The following is a 16,783-nucleotide window of genomic DNA, read 5'->3' as shown; positions in this document are numbered from 1 at the left end:
ATTAAATTTTAGAAAATAGCCCATTTTTTGTTTAATTTAGGCGAAAGTCAACAAAAAAGGGTGGCGAAGCCACCCACACATGTTGATGAAGAGCCAGTTTTTCTGATTTTTTATTTGTCAAACCGCTTGCGAAACCGCATAAAATAAGGTATCTTAGCAGTGGATATCTTATAGGGGCTCTTTTTGAACCCGGAGAAAACTGGATTGGATGATTTGGAACCGAAGTTGATGAATGTCAATGGCATATCATTCTCTAGCAAGTGGAAATTCTTACCAAATCCACCTGTGTCATCTATGCCTATCCCCTTTGGTTTATATTTGAAGTTCAATTCTCTTAATATTGCGTTCTCTGTTGATGGATTTCCACTATATTCCTTGACAACATCAATTATTTGAGAATTATTCCTTACAACATATACGGTAGCATCACGTCCACTTCCACTACAGTCAACACCGATATAAATGTTACCAGTGGATAGTGTAGGTCTCTTATCTTATAGGGGCTCTTTTTGAACCCGGAGAAAACAAAAATGATTATGTCTTCATTAGAGTGATGATACCAAGCCGGGGGAGAAATCCTCCGGCTTTCTACGTTCCAAGTTGGAATAATAGTTCGATATCCGTTAACCAAAATATTTACTAATATGTTAAATTTTGTCACTTGAATAATGTATATTATGGACATGAGAAACGGAAAAATGACATGTGTTCGCAAAATGACCTCCAGGGAGATCCTTCTTGGACTGATTGTTCCGTTTATTCTTTTCTGGGGTGGCGTTTTAACTCCCGTTTTTATTGATTCTTTAATGGTGTGGGTTTGCTGCCTTGTGCCGTTCTATGGTTTTGTGATTATTTCTGACAATGTGTTGAGGGATCGTATAGATCGTGGAACTTTTGTTTTCTCTATTTTTTTAGGACTTTTGTCTTCTATTTTTTTGTTCTTGTTATTAATCCTATTCCCGTTTGAAAATGAGGTATATAGGATTGTTTGCAGAATTGGATTTATGAATATACTTCCGTCGATTTTTTTCTTGATTATGGGCGGTATTGATAATATTCGTTGGTTCGGATGCGGGTATCCAATCTTCATGAACAATAATTCTTTGTAAAAGATGGTTCATTTATAATCTTTTTTTGTGGCTGTAATCTATTATTTAGGTTATGGCCATTAACATATTAGCGCAATTAGGTTTTAGTTTTAGTCAGTCTTCTGTAAAAAATATTGTGCAGTCGACGACTGTTATTAAGGATTCGATATTAAACTTGGGTCCTGTTTTTAATGATCTGAAAGACAAGATTGAATCTTATAGGGGCTCTTTTTGAACCCGGAGAAAACGCGTTGGGGCGGCCTCCGTTGATGAAGTTCTGCCTTATGCTATTTACCGCAAGGTTACCGATGGCGGCAAGGACGGGCTTAGGGTCAATGGCCTTGTCGTGCATCTGCCTTACCAGGTGCTCGAAATTGCTTTTGTCTAGTCTTGCGTTGATGATTTCTGGCATGGGGTTGATATTCCGCTTGAAAAGAGGTATATTATGGGGTGAGGTTAAGTATGATTGAAGTTGGTCCTGAAGTAAAAGAAAGACATTGTTTTTACAAAGAAAAGAAAAGCGATAAAATTTGGTGGGTTGATTTTTTTGATGAAATTGGCCGACTCGCAGTTTCGTTTGACAGAAAAACTATACTCAATCTTTTTACAGATTATCCTCATAAGTTCACTCCAGAACAAAAAGAATTGTTCGATAAAGAAAATCCTTACTGGGCAAGATTTTTAGGGTAGTAACCAGTTACTTTGGCACTTCTCTTTTTTGGTTTTTAGGATCAGTGTTTAAATAGCCTAGCAATTCCTTAAAATTCGGAGAGTCGCTTATTTTAGAGGTCTCTATTAAGACTTCTTTTTGAAGGAACTTTTCTCCTTCGAGCTTACGAGTTTTGGTAGTTCTAAATCGCTTTTTAAGAACATTTACTGTTAATGGATGAAATCCATTTTCATCAATGTGTTTGCTCTGTGTTTCAAGGTATTCAAATTTCTTTCCCGTTTTCCTTATGATCGCGGCGTGTTCGCCACTTGTGTAGAAGTATTCTTTTCCTTCTTCAACATTCCGCAATAGTCTGTCCGCGATTTTAAAGCCGTTATAATCACATTCAACGAATCCTCCTGCTTCGGCTATTTTTTGACTTGTTGTATATTGACCAAATAACCACCTGCTGTCAGCGCCTCTAAAATCTCTGACATCATATCCACACTTGTTTCCGATATATGTTAGAGCCTGTGATGCGCAAGATCCAATCGTCAAATCATTTCCGCTTATTTTTTGAATAATTTCATCTTCTGAAAGTTGAGTGCTCATTATCATCTTATAGGGGCTCTTTTTGAACCCGGAGAAAACTACTAATACGATCGGAGACCTAATCAGGAGCAGGATGGGAAGAGCTACAAGGTACTGGAACGACAAGGAAGAAAATACCGAAGAATAAAAGAAAGGAGCCGAATGGCTCCTTTTCGTTTTAATCGTTAATGGCTCTGTGGAATATTCCAAAGAACGATGGGGCCGCTACAAACGCTGAAAACAAACTGCCCAAAAAACGAGCCGTGTAATTGTCTCCCCACTTTACTCCAATAGCAAAGAAAGTCAGAACAAACGGAATGGCGCAAAGGAAAAAAATCTTCTTATTGTCGCTCCATGAGTCATACTGGTATGCCACTGGGATCATTCCAAAAGTGCAGTAAAAGATCAGAATGCCTGTGGAAACGTAGGCCACCGTCTCGTTCAAAAGGATGCTGCGGATGGTTTCGAGAAACATGATTTCATCCTCCTTTTTGCGTTGAAAGTTTCTGTCCTCTACGTAAATAAATATACCCAAAAACACAGGCCTTTGCAACATATTTCGGTATACTTTTTTTATGCAGACCTTTTTCAATCCCAAGACCCCGTTTTTTGATGCAGAAGGGCACCTCCTGGTAAAATCTTATAGGGGCTCTTTTTGAACCCGGAGAAAACAAAAATGATACCAGCTTTCAAATGCAAAGATTCTTGGACCGAATGGTAGAAGGCCGTTACATCCGGGGGTTTGAAAAAATCCCAGGTTTCAGAAGGAGTCTTTAAAGACTTTGTTGGCTACAATGAATCCTGCATCTTTTTTAAAGGGCGACCTGCTTTTAAGATTGAGGATGACTAAATCCACAAGAATTTGAAATACTGTTTCTCTCTCTTTTACAATCCTTTTACACACCCCGCCTTGCCAGATTTTATACAAATTCTATCTTACATCCCGAGCGTTACGAAAAGTCTCCTGAACACCTGATGAAAAATCAGGTGTTTTTGTTTTTACCTATAAAAAAATTGAATTCAAAGGGCGTACTATACCCTGTTGAATTTCGAATTTCATAAAACAAATAAGGAGACATAATGAACTCAAAGAAAAGCGTATCCATCGCAACAACAAATTCTCTATACAAGAAAATTTCAGACCTTATCACGGCTTCGCGAAAGCTAGTAGCAACATCTATAAACACAGCAGAAGTCTGTACCAAATATCAAATTGGTCAATTCATTGTAGAAGAAGAACAAAAAGGAAAGCTCCGCGCAGAATACGGGAAACAAGTTCTGACGAACCTTTCCAACAGATTGATGGAAAACCATGGCAGCGGCTGGACTGTGGATACCCTAAAACGCTGCAGATTCTTTTTCAAAATCTACAATGAAAAACAAATTGGGGCAACAGTGTTGCCCAAATCCGGGGGTCTACCAAAATTTTCACTTTCCTGGTCGCATTACCTAGTTCTCATGCGCATCAAGAACGCAGACGAACGTCGTTTCTATGAGATTGAGACTGCAGCAAGTAACTGGTCTGTGCGAGAGTTGCAACGTCAATACGGTTCCAGTCTTTACGAACGACTAGCCTTGAGCAGGAACAAGAATGATGTACTACGACTCTCAACTGAAGGGCAAACCATACAGAGTCCCGAAGACATTATCAAGAATCCCGTAACCTTAGAATTTATTGGAATAAAGCCCGAAGCGAACCTCAGCGAAACGAAACTGGAATCTGCAATTATCAGCAAAATGCAGGATTTTCTTTTGGAAATGGGCAAAGGGTTCCTTTTCGAAGCTCGTCAGAAAAGGTTTACCTTCGACGAAGACAATTTTTACGTTGATTTGGTTCTGTACAACCGTCTGCTTCAATGCTACGTTCTGGTCGACCTTAAAGTTGACAAATTGACCCACCAAGACCTTGGCCAAATGCAAATGTACGTCAACTACTACGACCGTTTCGTAAAACAGGACTTTGAAAAGCCGACCATCGGGATTTTACTTTGCAAAGAGAAGAAAAACACGCTTGTTGAACTGACATTACCCAGCGATTCAAACATTTACGCCTCAGCATACAATTTGTATTTGCCGGATAAAAAGCTGTTGCAATCAAAAGTCAAGGAATGGATCAAAGAATTCGAAGACAACCAGGACACGAGCAGCATTTAACCAACCTACACAAAAACACTATAAAAGAGGGCGAAATTGATCCAAAAGTGGTATATGCAATTTTTGCACATACCACTCCCCACGGCACAATTTTTTCCAAATCCCCTTGCCAAGATTTCGAAACATTCATAAATTCATTCGCATGAAGACAAGTAATGCAATCCGTTTTAACAATTGGTGGTGGCGCTCTAGTAAATAGAGTCCGTTTTTGCCGATTTAATTAGTGATTGCACGCAGATTTTGAAGAAGGCTTTCGGACTCCCCGAAGGTCTTTTTTTAAATTTGGTCTTGAAAAAATATAGAGGAACCTCAAAATGGCAAAATCTCTGGTAGAATCAGATAACGGCTTTTTCAACGAGTTCGGCGGCAAGTACGTAGCCGAAATCATCCGTCGCCCTTTGGACGATCTTGAAGAAGCATTCAACAAGTACATCAAGGATCCGGAGTTCCTGGAAGAATTGCACATCATCCAGCGCGACTACATCGGCCGCGAAACTCCGCTGTACTTTGCCCCCACCGCTACAGAACTTCTGGGCGGCGCTCAGATCTACATCAAGCTTGAAGGTCTCGCCAACACTGGCGCCCACAAAATCAACAACGCCATCGGTCAGTGCCTCTTGGCAAAGAAGATGGGCAAGACCCGCATTATCGCAGAAACCGGCGCTGGTCAGCACGGTCTCGCCACTGCAGCCGCTTGCGCCAAGCTTGGTCTTGAATGTATCGTTTACATGGGCGAAGTGGACGTCCGTCGTCAGCAGCCCAACGTTGCCACCATGGAACTTTACGGCGCAAAGGTTGTGCCGGTTACCAGCGGTAGCCGCACCTTGAAGGACGCCGTGAACGAAGCCATGCGCGACTGGGCAACCAACTTTGCCACCACCCATTACGTTTTGGGTTCCGCATTGGGCCCCGCACCCTTCCCCGATATCGTCCGTACTTTCCAGAGCATCATCGGTGAAGAAGTGAAGCGCCAGGCTGCAGAACGTAACATCGACATTGCAGCAATCGTTGCTTGCGTTGGCGGTGGTTCCAACTCTATCGGCGTGTTCACCCCGTTTATCGAAAATGAAAAGATCCGCCTCATCGGTGCAGAAGCCGGTGGCGTAGGCCCCAAGCTGGGCGACAACGCATCCCGCATGGTGGGCAATGCCGCCAAGGTGGGTATCGTTCAGGGTTACAAGAGCAAGTTCCTGGTAGATGACGACGGTCAGTCCCAGCCCACACGCTCCATTTCCGCAGGTCTCGACTACATGGGCATCGGTCCCCAGCTGGCTGCCCTCGGCGAATCCGGCCGCGTTGAATTCCAGAGCATCCTGGACAAGGAAGCCCTGGAAGCCGTGAACTTCTTCGCCAAGAACGAAGGCATCCTCTTCGCACTGGAAAGTTCTCACGCCGGTGCAGCCGCCATGAAGATTGCCAAGGAACTCCCCAAGGACAAGGCTATCATCATCAACATGAGTGGCCGCGGCGACAAGGACATCTTCATTACCAGCCCCGTGTTCCGCCCCGAAAAGTGGAAGGAATTCCTGGCCGCAGAACTGAAGCGCCTGAACAACAACGAAGATATCCACGACGCAGAAATTATGAATAAGTAAGGGACTAGAGACTAGGGGCTAGGGTCTAGTGATTCATGACGGCTTCGCCGTCTTATGACAAGGCGCTGAAAGCGCGACTCTTTTCACTAGCCACTAAATCCTAACCCCTATCCCCTTACTCCTACAACGAAAACTTTTTAAACGCAAGAGATTTTGAAATGCAAAACAATGCTCCCATCCGTTTAATGTCTCATTTGATTGCTGGTTTCCCTGATGGTGATACCTCCGTAGCAATCGCCGACGCTCTTGTTAAGGGCGGCGCATCCATTCTTGAAATCCAGCTGGCCTTTAGCGATCCTAGCGCTGACGGTCCCGCTATCCAGACTGCATCCACCATCGCTCTCGAAAACGGTTACTCCACCAAGAAGGGCATGGAAGTCATCAAGCGCATTCACGAAATGCACCCGGATGTAACTATCTACATCATGACTTACGGCTCTCTGGCATTCACCCCCGGTATCGAAAACTTCGTGAAGATGTGCAAGGACGCTGGCATCAGCGGCTGCATTATTCCCGACCTTCCCTTCGATAACGACGAAGGCCTTACCGCCGCTTGCGAAAAGCACGGCCTGGTGAACATTCCGGTGGCAGCACCTTCCATGACCAAGGCTCGCCTCGAACTGATGGCCTCCAAGGGTTTCCCCTTTATCTACGCAGCTCTCCGCGCAGGCATTACCGGCAGCCAGACCACCATCGACCAAGCAACTCTCGACTTCCTGGACACCGTGGGCAAGGGCGGCGCCAAGGTTCTTGGAGGTTTCGGTATTCGTACCGGCGAACAGTCCCAGGTTCTCTGCAAGCATGTGTATGCAGTTGTTGCAGGTTCCGTATTCGTGAACATCATGCTGAAGGACCCCAAGGATATCGCAGGCGTCGAAGCCAAGGCCCGCGAACTCTCTGGTCTGTAATCAGCAATTGATCCTATCGCCCCAAAGGGGCTCCAGGATGACGAAACGCAAAAGTCCAAGGTTCATCGCCTTGGACTTTTTCATTTTCATTAAGCAAAAAGGCTACTCTTCGTCCTTCAAAAGACGGAAGGCCTTGTTCATATAGACAAAGTCCTTGGAGTCAATCCTTTGCAGGGTATCTAGCTGTTTCAATTCAGGATGGGCTTTTTCTATTTCCTTCTTGAAAACATCCCAACGTTTACGGGCTTCACCATCAGACAAGGCTTCCATAGCCTTTTCTTCTAGATAGTTTTCTTTTTTGAAGAATTCTATCCACACATCAAGACTAATCTTCTTGAAAATTTTCTTGATGACGTTTTCAGCCTCAGTGGAATAGCCGTAGGTATTCCCGACGAAACAGATTAACAATGTGTCGATCAAAAACATTGCTAGAGTTTCGCTCCTGCGGAGTAAATCAAGATTAGATTCGTCATCCAGAAGTTTGTTCAAGGACTTCACATGGTCCGGTTCTGTATAGAAATTATCAATCCGGTAGTGAGCAACGAACAGAACATACACCGCACGAAGCAACTCGCCGCGATGTTCGGACTTGCGCTGGTTACGCAGAGCCTTACGCTGGCGGGCCTTTTCGATGAATGCAGTCATAAACGAGCCGTCTTTTTCCATGCTCATGATGGATGGATCAAAGACACCCACAGACTTCCCTTCGTTAGGGCCAGACATATAGGTGAATTCGATGTGTCCCTCGTGGGACTGGAAGTAAATGGCTCTATAAAGATTGTTGTTCTTCTTTTTCAGTGTGGCCAAGGCTATGTGACGAGACCCGCCAGAACTAGTATCGTTCTGGTTTATTTTTACAAAGCAATGGTAAGCGCGAATATTCCCCTGGGTATCAATGATGGTCATGCCATCGAAATCCATCATGGACAGAAGCATGCGAATGCCGTCGTCCAATTTGCGAGTGCTATCCGTGCCGTCGCCATAGGCGATGGAAACCGGATTCTGAAGGACCTCAGCTCGACTGAAATTCTCGTGATCCTTTTCCCAGGACCACTCCGGAGAAACAATCAAACAGATGGTACCGTGAACTTCCTTTTTTGCACGTCTGAAAATTCCAGACCACAAGGCAATATCGCGATTGTACTTCTTGGAAAAATCCGGAACTGGCAGATTTTCTGGGGAACTAAAATCAAAGCTGAGTACCAGATTTTCGGGTTGACCGTTCTTGTCAAAGCCAATCACAATCACCTTCGTGCGGCTAAGGCCACCCATAATCACAAAGCCCTTCTTCAAGAAGGATACTTCAGCCAGGCCCGTCTGCTCAATATCAAAATAAACCACCCCGAACGACACGGAGTCTTCCGTCTGGTTAATCAGGATATCGGCGCCGTTATAGCAGAAAACCGCCAGACTTTTAATCGCCTTGGCAACGGCGTGAAGAGTCAATCCTTCCAGCGGCAAAGTCTTCAAAACGTGGGGACGCCCCTTAATGGAAGGCAACTCCCCCGCACCCAGAATAATGCGAAAACTGAAGGTTTTATCTTCCTCGTGATAGTTGGAAATTTGCGGAAGAACGTTAGCCACCGCAGTCACCACATGCTCGTGCAACGGGGCGGAATGACTCTTGATAAAATCTTCGACGGAATGTTTGTTCAGGCTCTGGTACATTTGGAAGGAAAGATAAATTAAGAATCCCAGCGGGAATAACCCGTTGGGTATTTAAAATGAATGTTGGATTAGCAATCCTTACGTTTTTCTTCGGTGGGGAAAGTGAAGCCGAAGCCACCCGTAATACTACCTTCAAGTAATAGAGGGCGTGACTTAATCCTTACCACACTTACTTTGGGCGGAGTGTAGTCTTTCTTTTTCATATCGGTTATTACAACCTCATTATCCACCAACAGGGAATTGTTCACACTCAGGACAAGAATCCTCCAACAACACAGGGATTCTTTCCAACTTTACGGTTTTCATTCTTGGTTTTTGGTAGTCCTTCTTCGGGGTAATTCCAAATTTCTCTCTAGCGTTTTGCTTCATTTCTAAAATTCCTTCTTATTCTTTAAAATTTCTTGTTAAAATATACACCTTTTGCAGAAGGATATTTGTTGGATTGACGTCCATTAAGGTCAATCCAACGGTCTATTTTCACTTGCCCGGAAATCGAATTCATCTTTCCTATTGCCATCACAGCTCCATCATCATCCAAAATTTCAAGGTCTATTTCAGCAGGTAGTGCAGACTTTGACGGCAAGTTTGTTCCATCAAGAGAGGGTTTTGCTTTTGCCAACACAACACTTTCATCTTTTTTCTTCAAATATGCTCGTGTGGGATAGATAAAGTTATTTACCGCACCCTTTCCAAACTTACCTTTCTTGACACCATCATTATCTGTAGCAGCGAAGCCATAGGCAAGACCAAGTTCAGGATCATCGGCACCCCACTTATGATATTTGTATGTACCCTTAAAGGTCCAATCTCCAGAAGGGGAAGTGACATCATGAATGGATCCTGCATGCACAACAGCCTTTCCATTAACAGTAAACACAAGAGTATTGCCTGCATTAAGTTTAAACAGATAAGGAACATCTGCATTCGGAAGCACGCCTTCTGCAAGAGGTTTGAAATAAGCAGTCCAATTATCAACTCCAGGCTTAATTGTATAGAAGGTATAGAACTTCGCGTTCACAGAAGAACCTTCTGGCAAATCAAAGGGTAGCACAGCTGTCGCAAAGACACCCGTTTCAAGTCCACTACGTTCAAACACAATATTTTCCACTTCAATGCCTTCTTCGCTCAGTTCCACAGGTTCCTTGGAATCGCTTTCAACAGTAACGGTCAAGCCATCTGCAGAGATTTTCACAGAACCGTAGTCCACGCGGCGCCACTTGGCATACAGAGTCTTGTCGCCAGTGCTACCAGCAGCAATGGTAGTAACAGGTTCACCAGAGAAGTTGGCATTGTCATACCAGCCAACGAAAGCATACTTGGCGCTGTCAGTAGGATTCGTCAAATTAATGTTGTTGGTGAGTACGGTGTACTGAACTGCATTAGATTGGGTCATGTCGCCAAGGTTGTTGTAAGTGATGGTATAAGTGTCCAGAACACTGGAACCAACCACATTCACATTGGAAGACGGCATAGTGAATTTACCGTTAGAAACAGTAACATTGGATCCGTTGGATTTCTTTACACTGGTCCAGCCTTTAAAGGTGAACCCAGGCACATCGAAACCATCAAGTGTTTCAGGAGACTGAAGCATATGATTCAAGGTTTCAAAATGGGAAACAACGGCTTGTACGGATTCAGCAACCTTTACTCCATTGGCATCCACAAAATTAAGAGTATAAGTCACATTGTAAGAACGAAGACCTTCCCAACATGGATAGAGAGCTGCATCCGCATTACGAGAATAGCTTGCAACGTCATCTACAAAAGGAATGTCACATGTGCTACTACCATCAGTAAAGCTCCAACCAACTTGACGGGTATTTGCTTTCTTTGACGTAAATACATTGCTACCAGAAGGCAAGGACAAAGCTACATTATAACTCTTAATACTCTTATCAGCACCGGCATTTCCAATTACGGTGCCAGAGCCATTACTACCAGCAACAAACGTCACCGTATAGGTCGTAGGAGTCCACTTGGCATAGAAAGTTTTTTCACCTATTGACCCACTTGCAATTTCCGTCGCAGGATTGGTCAAGTTTTCATCGTAGAACCAACCACCAAAAGTCCAACCTTCATACACCGGATTTGCAAGAGCGATTGCATCATCCAATGCGGTATACTGCAAAGGATTTTGAGAGTTATCTACATCATTATTTACAATGCGAGAATACTCCGGTTGTTCTGCATCAACGTTATTGTAAACTACACCATAAGGAACAGCATTCCACTTTGCAAACAAAGTCACATCGGAAGTCACAGCATTATTTGCAAAATCAAATGCGGCACCGGTACCATATGCGTTAGAATACCAACCTACGAAATTGAAGCCATCTGCAGAGGGTGCCGTGGGTGCGGAAGCCTTATAGCCGTCTTCCACACGTTGAGCTAAAGGAGCTACACCATGGTTATTGGCATCAAATGTCACAGTATGAAATACAGACTGTTTTTCATTCCATACGGCATAGAAAGTAAGATTATTCTCATCAACAACGCCAAGATTTTCATCAGGCACTGTAGATTCGGAATTGCGGCTCCAGCCCATAAAGGTATAATAAACCTTAGCTTCACCCTCGCCATCAAAGAAATCCTCCGGACTGGCAATACCATCCAAAGTTACGGCTGCGCCATCATCCATTTTCTTGGATTTCACAGTACTGCCATCGGCAAAAGTAGCATTGTCATGACTAATGGTGTGAGCATTAAAGGAAACGGTAATTTGAGCTTCCCAAACAGCATACACAGTTTCTGCCTTAGAAACAGTACCTAAATCAGCATCCGCCGCCAATGCAACAGGATCTTTAGACCAGCCCTTAAACGTATAATCACTGCGAACAGGAACCGTGATTTCACTTCCAGTAATTGCGGTACCCAATGTAAGATATTTCTGAGTCATTGCATCTGCTGGGAATGATCCGCCATTAGCATCATAAGTGATAGTATAGACAGCTTCACCATCTTCGTTGCTAGATATACCAGTATTCGAAAGGCGAAGGCCATTTCCCCAAGCCCCGTCCGTCACAGAGCATACGGCATTTTCCGCCTCCCAATCGCCACCATTCAAGGCACATGCGATTTCCGGAGTATTTAAATTTTCTACCGCAGAAACATTCTTGATACTGTCGCTATTAGTGTAATAACCAGCCGCACTAGAGACGTTACTACTGGTAACGAAGTAACATGTATTCAGACTGCCATCATTCTGAGTATACCCTGTTTTAGTTGCTCCAGTAAGACTACCGACAATAGCTCCCGTAGGACCATCACCATCATTAACAAGAGACGTTCCGTCATACACGCAACGTTCAATCAAGGCTGTTTCCTTATAACTTACAGAGTATCCGGCGATTCCACCTACTCGATTTTCATTGTTACTAGCGCTAATATGGATTGTGCTTAAGCAATTTCGAACAGTACCACCATCCATATAGCCCACAATTCCGCCAACACCATTGGACTCGCCTTTGATTGTTATTGATCCAGAAACGAAGCAATTTGCAATGGTTCCTTTAGGCATCCACCCCACAATGCTACCCACACTGACAGGCTCGCCAGAAGTTGTCTGGCTTCCGTTGGCGATAATGGTAATGTTTTCCAAAACTAGGTTTTGCACAACAGCGCCCGACTCAAAAGTGTTAAACAAGCCCATATTCTGAATACGGGTACCACCGTCATCAAAAATCCAGTTAGAAATGCTATAAGAATCACCATCGAATGTACCCGCATAGGATTCTCCCAAGCCCTGGAGGTTCTTATCATTACAAGTGACTCCCGATTCATACTCGTCATTCATATTAATTGACGCAGTCAAGATGGCGTTAGCAGACTTATTACTGCTAACCACATCCTTAAAATCAATCAAATCCTTACAAGACCCGATTTCATAATAACCACTGGAATTTTGAGTCAAAGCAAAACCAGATGTTGCACCGAGCAACACCATGAGCGTAGTCACAAGCATTACAATGTTCATTTTTGTCGTCTTCATAAAATCCCCCTTCTCCGGGATTAAACGTTTTACTCCATAAATATAGGAGTCAGTCAAGACACATGAAAATTTTAATTTACTTACACTTTTTTGAAGCAAAAAAAGTGGCGTTTTTTCATCATTTTACGGATTTTTCAAAAGAGCCTTATTACAGATTGGAGCATTTTCTAAATTTGCCTGCGAGAAAACAACGCGAGTATTTTTATGAATTTCAGCGATTTTGGTAAGTACAATCAGTTTAAAGAACAGTTCGCCAATATGTCTCCGGAAATGAAGGAGCAGATGATGAAGATGGCGAAGGAACAAATGCGTTCCCGTGTGGGAGGCTTTTTCAAGAAGTGGTTCGCCCTTCCGGTGCTGACCATTGCAGCACTCTTCCTGGGGGGTGCCGTAGGTGCCCTGATGGCATTTTTCGGTCAGGTTCTCATTACGGTCGGCAACCTCAGGGACGCCCATCCGCTTTATTATATCCCCGCGTTGGCTGTTGCTGGTGCCGGCATTTTCCTTGCCTATAAGAAATGGGGCAAGGGCGCCGAACGTGGCATGGGCGTGGTGTTCGCAGTAGGTCAGGGCAAGGAAAACAACATTCCCCTCCGTTTGATCCCTATGGTTGCTGTTGGTACCTGGCTCACTCACTTGTTTGGCGGTAGTGCAGGTCGCGAAGGCGTGGCCGTGCAGATCGGCGCCACCTTAGGTCACAACATCAGCAAGAAGTTTCCTTTTGAAAATGCGAGCCACATCATGTTGGTTGCCGGCATGGCTGCAGGTTTCGGCGGGCTGTTCCAAGTGCCCATGGCGGCAACAGCGTTTGCTCTTGAAGTCCTGATTGTAGGCCACATGGATCTGATGGCACTGCTCCCGGCCATTGTGGCAGCCTTTACTGCTTGCAAGGTTTCCAGTATGCTGGGGCTTGAAAAGTTCAGCGTTGATCTGAACGGTCTGTTGGGAGCCAACGGCGGCGTGAACGTCAGCGATTTATTCTTGAATAACGGCGCCCTAGACGTCAATTTCGTGATTAAGCTAGCATTGATTGGCGTTCTCTTTGGAATCGTTGGCGGAGGCTTTGCAAAACTGCTAAGTCTCGCCAAATCTTTCCTGGCAAAGAAATTTCCCGATGGTCTAAAGCGTATCGTGATTATAGGTGCGGCACTCTCCGTCATATTGTTGCTGTTGTGGCAGGGCCGCTATTCCGGACTTGGCACAAACCTCATTGACTTGAGTTTCATTGGCGCAGATGGAGCTGCCACCGGCATTCACAATTATGACTGGATCCTGAAAGTTGTCCTGACAATTCTGACTTTGGCAGCAGGCTTCCAGGGGGGCGAAGTGACGCCCTTATTCAGCATTGGCGCTACTCTTGGAGCTGTCACCGCGTCAACCTTCGGCCTCCCCTTCCCCTTGGCCGCAGCCCTGGGTTACGCAGCCGTATTCGGCAGCGCCACCAACACCCTGTGGGCACCTATTTTGATTGGGTGCGAAGTTTTTGGATTCGGCTCATTGCCCGCATTCTTTGTAGTGTGCGTTGCCGCCTACGTGTGCAACGGCGGGCAATCCATTTACGCCCAAAAGAAACTGAAACTGAAGTTCTAGTCCTTTAGGCAACGAACAGAGTAACCGTAACTCTTACCGTTGTCGTAACGGCGAACGTTCTCGTAGTCGTAGAGGAAGCTCCAGCGGCACGCGTAGTAGCTATTGAACTCCGTAGAACTCCAGAAGTACGCGTAGTCGCCGGCATAGTTGAAAAGGCCATCGAGGTAGCGGAGGCCCGCAGGCAATACCCCGAAACCGTAGGAATCCAAGCCATCGCCATCATCTAACCAGCCACTGGTAGATTTCAGCTTGACACCTGCAGAATCCATTCCACCTACAGCTGTAAATAATTCCTCCCATTCTGCATCAAAGGGCAAATGCCAGCCCTGGGGGCAAACACCACGAACCTGAATTTTTGAGTCTATTGAAGCAGCATTACAAGACACCTCATAACCACAGCCCCTTCCTGTTTCGCTGAACACTGCGGCGGAATCCATAGCGGCACTCCATGTGTAGAGGCGACCGTACTTGGCACAGGAATCGGGTTCATTTTCGTAGCACCAGCTTGTGGAATCCGAGGTATAGCGTCCATCTTCATACAAGTACTTAACACCTGTGTAGGCGTAGTTCAGGTTTTCGGCCATCCAGGTCTGGTTGCCGATGGTCACCGTCTTGTACACCTGACCATCACGATCGTCGGTCATTTCACCATAATTAAAAGAGGAACCAACCTTACTATCAGATGAAATCCCGGAATGAATGTCCGACGCATTCGTACTGCCATCACCGCTACAAGCAACAAACATGACGCTAATAAAGCAAGCCAACATTGTAACGGCTAGATTCTTCGACTTCGTGCTACGCACTCCGCTCAGAATGACACTTCCATCCTTCATAAAACCTCCTAACGAATTGACAGGGGAAATGTAGAAAAAGGAGATCCCGAACTAATTCCGGGATGGCGCAGAAGGTGATTCATTTTTTATATTCGTCGCGTTTAGGTGGATTTACGGTTTGCAATGAATTCAGTTTATATTGAAATTACGGATGTGTGCAATTTGCATTGCAGTTTTTGCCCTTGCGGGAAGCGCGGGGCAGAACACCCGCGAACATTCATGAGTTCAGAGCTGTTTGACCGCTGCATTACCGAAGCAGCCACCGTTGCAGACCAGGTGTACTTTCACGTTCTTGGAGAGCCTACCCTTCATCCGGGATTTTCACTGTTCCTGAAAAAGTTGGAAGCCACCCCGCTGAAATTAAACCTTACCACAAACGGTACCACCATTGCCCGCAGCGGCAAGGCAATCCTTGCCTCCCCCGCCGTTCGCCAGGTGAATTTTTCCACCCATGCCTACGCCGAATTACCTTTAGACGAAGCCGCAGAAAACCTCCAAAACGTTCTGGATTTTTGCCGCATGGCTGCAGCCACACGCCCCGACATGTACATCAATTTGCGCTTGTGGAACGTTGGGGATGAAAGTTCCAATCCTTGGAACAAGTACATGCTGGAGCAGGTGAACAAGGCTTTCGGCCGCGACGGCACAAACGAGAACCACAAAGCAGACGAGAGCCGCGCCCCCGTCACCTTAGAACATTTCTGCAGCCGCCACAAAAGTTTTCTTGTGGAAGGTCGCATCTATCTTCATCAAGATTCAAGATTTGAGTGGCCCGGAACTGACGAGTTACGAGTTACGAATTACGAGAGAAAATATCCGAAGGGAACGTGCCGGGCTTTGGATACTCACTGCGCTATCCTTCACGACGGCCGCGTGGTGGCCTGCTGTCTGGATCACAGCGGACAAATTACTTTAGGACGGATTCAACAGGATTCCCTGTCCAAAATACTAGCGGGCCCATTGGCAGGGTCTATTAAAGAAGGTTTCGCCCAGCACGAACTGCGCCATCCCTTCTGTCAAAGTTGCACCTTCTGCAAACGATTTAAGTAATACCAACCTTACTTAAAGCTGCCGAACCTTGAATCTCACTCCCATTTTTTCTAAATTGCAGTGCAACAAAAAAAGACAGTTCGAAATCCATCCTGTCTCAAAACAAAACTAGGAGTAAACATGGCTCAAGAAAATTGTGGCCGCACCGACGCCGAACTTGATGGCGTCACCTTGCTTGGAAATCAGAATACCAAGTACAAGTACGATTACGATCCCGATGTATTGGAACGTTTCCCCAACAAGCATCCCGGCAATGACTACATGGTCATGCTGAACTGCCCGGAATTTACTTCCCTGTGCCCTAAGACCGGTCAGCCGGACTTCGCAGAAATCCGCATCAACTATGTTCCGGACCAGTACATTGTGGAATCCAAGTCCCTGAAGCTGTACCTGTTCAGTTTCCGCAATCACGGCGACTTTCATGAAGACTGCGCCAACATCATCATGAAGGATCTGATCAAGTTGCTGGACCCGAAGTACATTGAAGTGGAAGGCATCTTCACCCCTCGTGGCGGCATCTCCATCTACCCCTTCGCCAACTACGGCAAGCCGGGCACCGTGTACGAACAGAAGGCAACCGATCGCCTTTTCGCAAGCATCGATCGCAGAAATTCCTGGAAATAATTTAGCCTCGCGCTTGGGACTCGTTTTTGATGGGTCCCTCTG

General features: G+C 45.3%; 15 protein-coding genes. 8 read left to right on the top strand and 7 right to left on the bottom strand.

The window, feature by feature from the left end; genetic code table 11:
• The first annotated feature begins 683 nt into the window (after positions 1–683).
• Positions 684–1,109, top strand: a complete 426-nt coding sequence (locus tag BUB59_RS13115; RefSeq protein ID WP_143160402.1) for a hypothetical protein — start codon at positions 684–686, stop codon at positions 1,107–1,109.
• Positions 1,110–1,257: 148 nt separating this feature from the next.
• Here the strand turns inward: BUB59_RS13115 and BUB59_RS13110 are convergent, their stop codons facing one another.
• The gene (locus tag BUB59_RS13110) at positions 1,258–1,500 is read right to left on the bottom strand and encodes a hypothetical protein (protein ID WP_073230721.1); all 243 of its coding nucleotides are present in this window, start codon (positions 1,498–1,500) and stop codon (positions 1,258–1,260) included.
• A gap of 50 nt (positions 1,501–1,550) precedes the next feature.
• On the opposite strand from BUB59_RS13110, the gene BUB59_RS13105 reads away from it, so the two are divergent.
• Positions 1,551–1,778, top strand: a complete 228-nt coding sequence (locus BUB59_RS13105) for a DUF7675 family protein (RefSeq protein WP_073230719.1) — start codon at positions 1,551–1,553, stop codon at positions 1,776–1,778.
• Between the two features lie 7 nt (positions 1,779–1,785).
• Here the strand turns inward: BUB59_RS13105 and BUB59_RS13100 are convergent, their stop codons facing one another.
• Both BUB59_RS13100 and BUB59_RS13095 read right to left on the bottom strand, forming a co-directional pair.
• Positions 1,786–2,349, bottom strand: a complete 564-nt coding sequence (locus tag BUB59_RS13100) for a hypothetical protein (protein ID WP_143160401.1) — start codon at positions 2,347–2,349, stop codon at positions 1,786–1,788.
• Positions 2,350–2,506: 157 nt separating this feature from the next.
• On the bottom strand, positions 2,507–2,803 hold the full coding sequence (locus tag BUB59_RS13095) for a hypothetical protein (RefSeq protein ID WP_143160400.1): 297 nt from the start codon (positions 2,801–2,803) through the stop codon (positions 2,507–2,509).
• Between the two features lie 605 nt (positions 2,804–3,408).
• Here BUB59_RS13095 and BUB59_RS13090 point away from each other — a divergent pair.
• The 3 genes from BUB59_RS13090 (at position 3,409) to trpA (ending at position 6,985) form a co-directional block, all read left to right on the top strand.
• The gene (locus BUB59_RS13090; RefSeq protein ID WP_073230713.1) at positions 3,409–4,482 is read left to right on the top strand and encodes a PDDEXK nuclease domain-containing protein; all 1,074 of its coding nucleotides are present in this window, start codon (positions 3,409–3,411) and stop codon (positions 4,480–4,482) included.
• A 314-nt stretch (positions 4,483–4,796) separates the two neighbouring features.
• On the top strand, positions 4,797–6,077 hold the full coding sequence (gene trpB / locus BUB59_RS13085) for a tryptophan synthase subunit beta (RefSeq protein ID WP_073230711.1): 1,281 nt from the start codon (positions 4,797–4,799) through the stop codon (positions 6,075–6,077).
• Between the two features lie 158 nt (positions 6,078–6,235).
• Complete coding sequence (gene trpA / locus BUB59_RS13080; protein WP_234980060.1) at positions 6,236–6,985, top strand: tryptophan synthase subunit alpha; 750 nt, start codon at positions 6,236–6,238, stop codon at positions 6,983–6,985.
• Positions 6,986–7,087: 102 nt separating this feature from the next.
• Here the strand turns inward: trpA and BUB59_RS13075 are convergent, their stop codons facing one another.
• The 3 genes from BUB59_RS13075 to BUB59_RS13070 all read right to left on the bottom strand — a co-directional run bounded on the left by BUB59_RS13075 (position 7,088) and on the right by BUB59_RS13070 (position 12,641).
• On the bottom strand, positions 7,088–8,653 hold the full coding sequence (locus tag BUB59_RS13075) for a hypothetical protein (RefSeq protein ID WP_073230709.1): 1,566 nt from the start codon (positions 8,651–8,653) through the stop codon (positions 7,088–7,090).
• A 68-nt stretch (positions 8,654–8,721) separates the two neighbouring features.
• On the bottom strand, positions 8,722–8,856 hold the full coding sequence (locus BUB59_RS15720; protein WP_255370643.1) for a hypothetical protein: 135 nt from the start codon (positions 8,854–8,856) through the stop codon (positions 8,722–8,724).
• A gap of 188 nt (positions 8,857–9,044) precedes the next feature.
• Entirely contained in the window at positions 9,045–12,641 is a 3,597-nt protein-coding gene (locus tag BUB59_RS13070; RefSeq protein ID WP_073230707.1) for an InlB B-repeat-containing protein, read from the bottom strand.
• A gap of 270 nt (positions 12,642–12,911) precedes the next feature.
• Here BUB59_RS13070 and BUB59_RS13065 point away from each other — a divergent pair, with 270 nt between their 5' ends.
• On the top strand, positions 12,912–14,231 hold the full coding sequence (locus BUB59_RS13065; protein ID WP_369806269.1) for a chloride channel protein: 1,320 nt from the start codon (positions 12,912–12,914) through the stop codon (positions 14,229–14,231).
• Here BUB59_RS13065 and BUB59_RS13060 read toward each other — a convergent pair.
• The gene (locus tag BUB59_RS13060; protein ID WP_083540337.1) at positions 14,228–15,067 is read right to left on the bottom strand and encodes a fibrobacter succinogenes major paralogous domain-containing protein; all 840 of its coding nucleotides are present in this window, start codon (positions 15,065–15,067) and stop codon (positions 14,228–14,230) included. The genes BUB59_RS13065 and BUB59_RS13060 overlap by 4 nt on opposite strands.
• 123 nt (positions 15,068–15,190) lie before the next feature.
• Here BUB59_RS13060 and BUB59_RS13055 point away from each other — a divergent pair, with 123 nt between their 5' ends.
• Positions 15,191–16,117 carry a radical SAM/SPASM domain-containing protein gene (locus BUB59_RS13055; protein ID WP_073230703.1) on the top strand — a complete coding sequence of 309 codons (927 nt, stop codon included), beginning with the start codon at positions 15,191–15,193 and terminating at the stop codon, positions 16,115–16,117.
• A gap of 120 nt (positions 16,118–16,237) precedes the next feature.
• A complete protein-coding gene (gene queF, locus BUB59_RS13050; RefSeq protein WP_073230701.1) occupies positions 16,238–16,741 on the top strand; it encodes a preQ(1) synthase in 504 nt (167 codons plus the stop codon).
• Positions 16,742–16,783: the final 42 nt, after the last annotated feature.

This window comes from Fibrobacter sp. UWEL (assembly GCF_900142535.1).
Classification (GTDB): Bacteria; Fibrobacterota; Fibrobacteria; order Fibrobacterales; family Fibrobacteraceae; genus Fibrobacter.
Note: the sequence above shows the minus strand (reverse complement) of the source record. Positions and strands in the feature narration are given on the sequence as shown.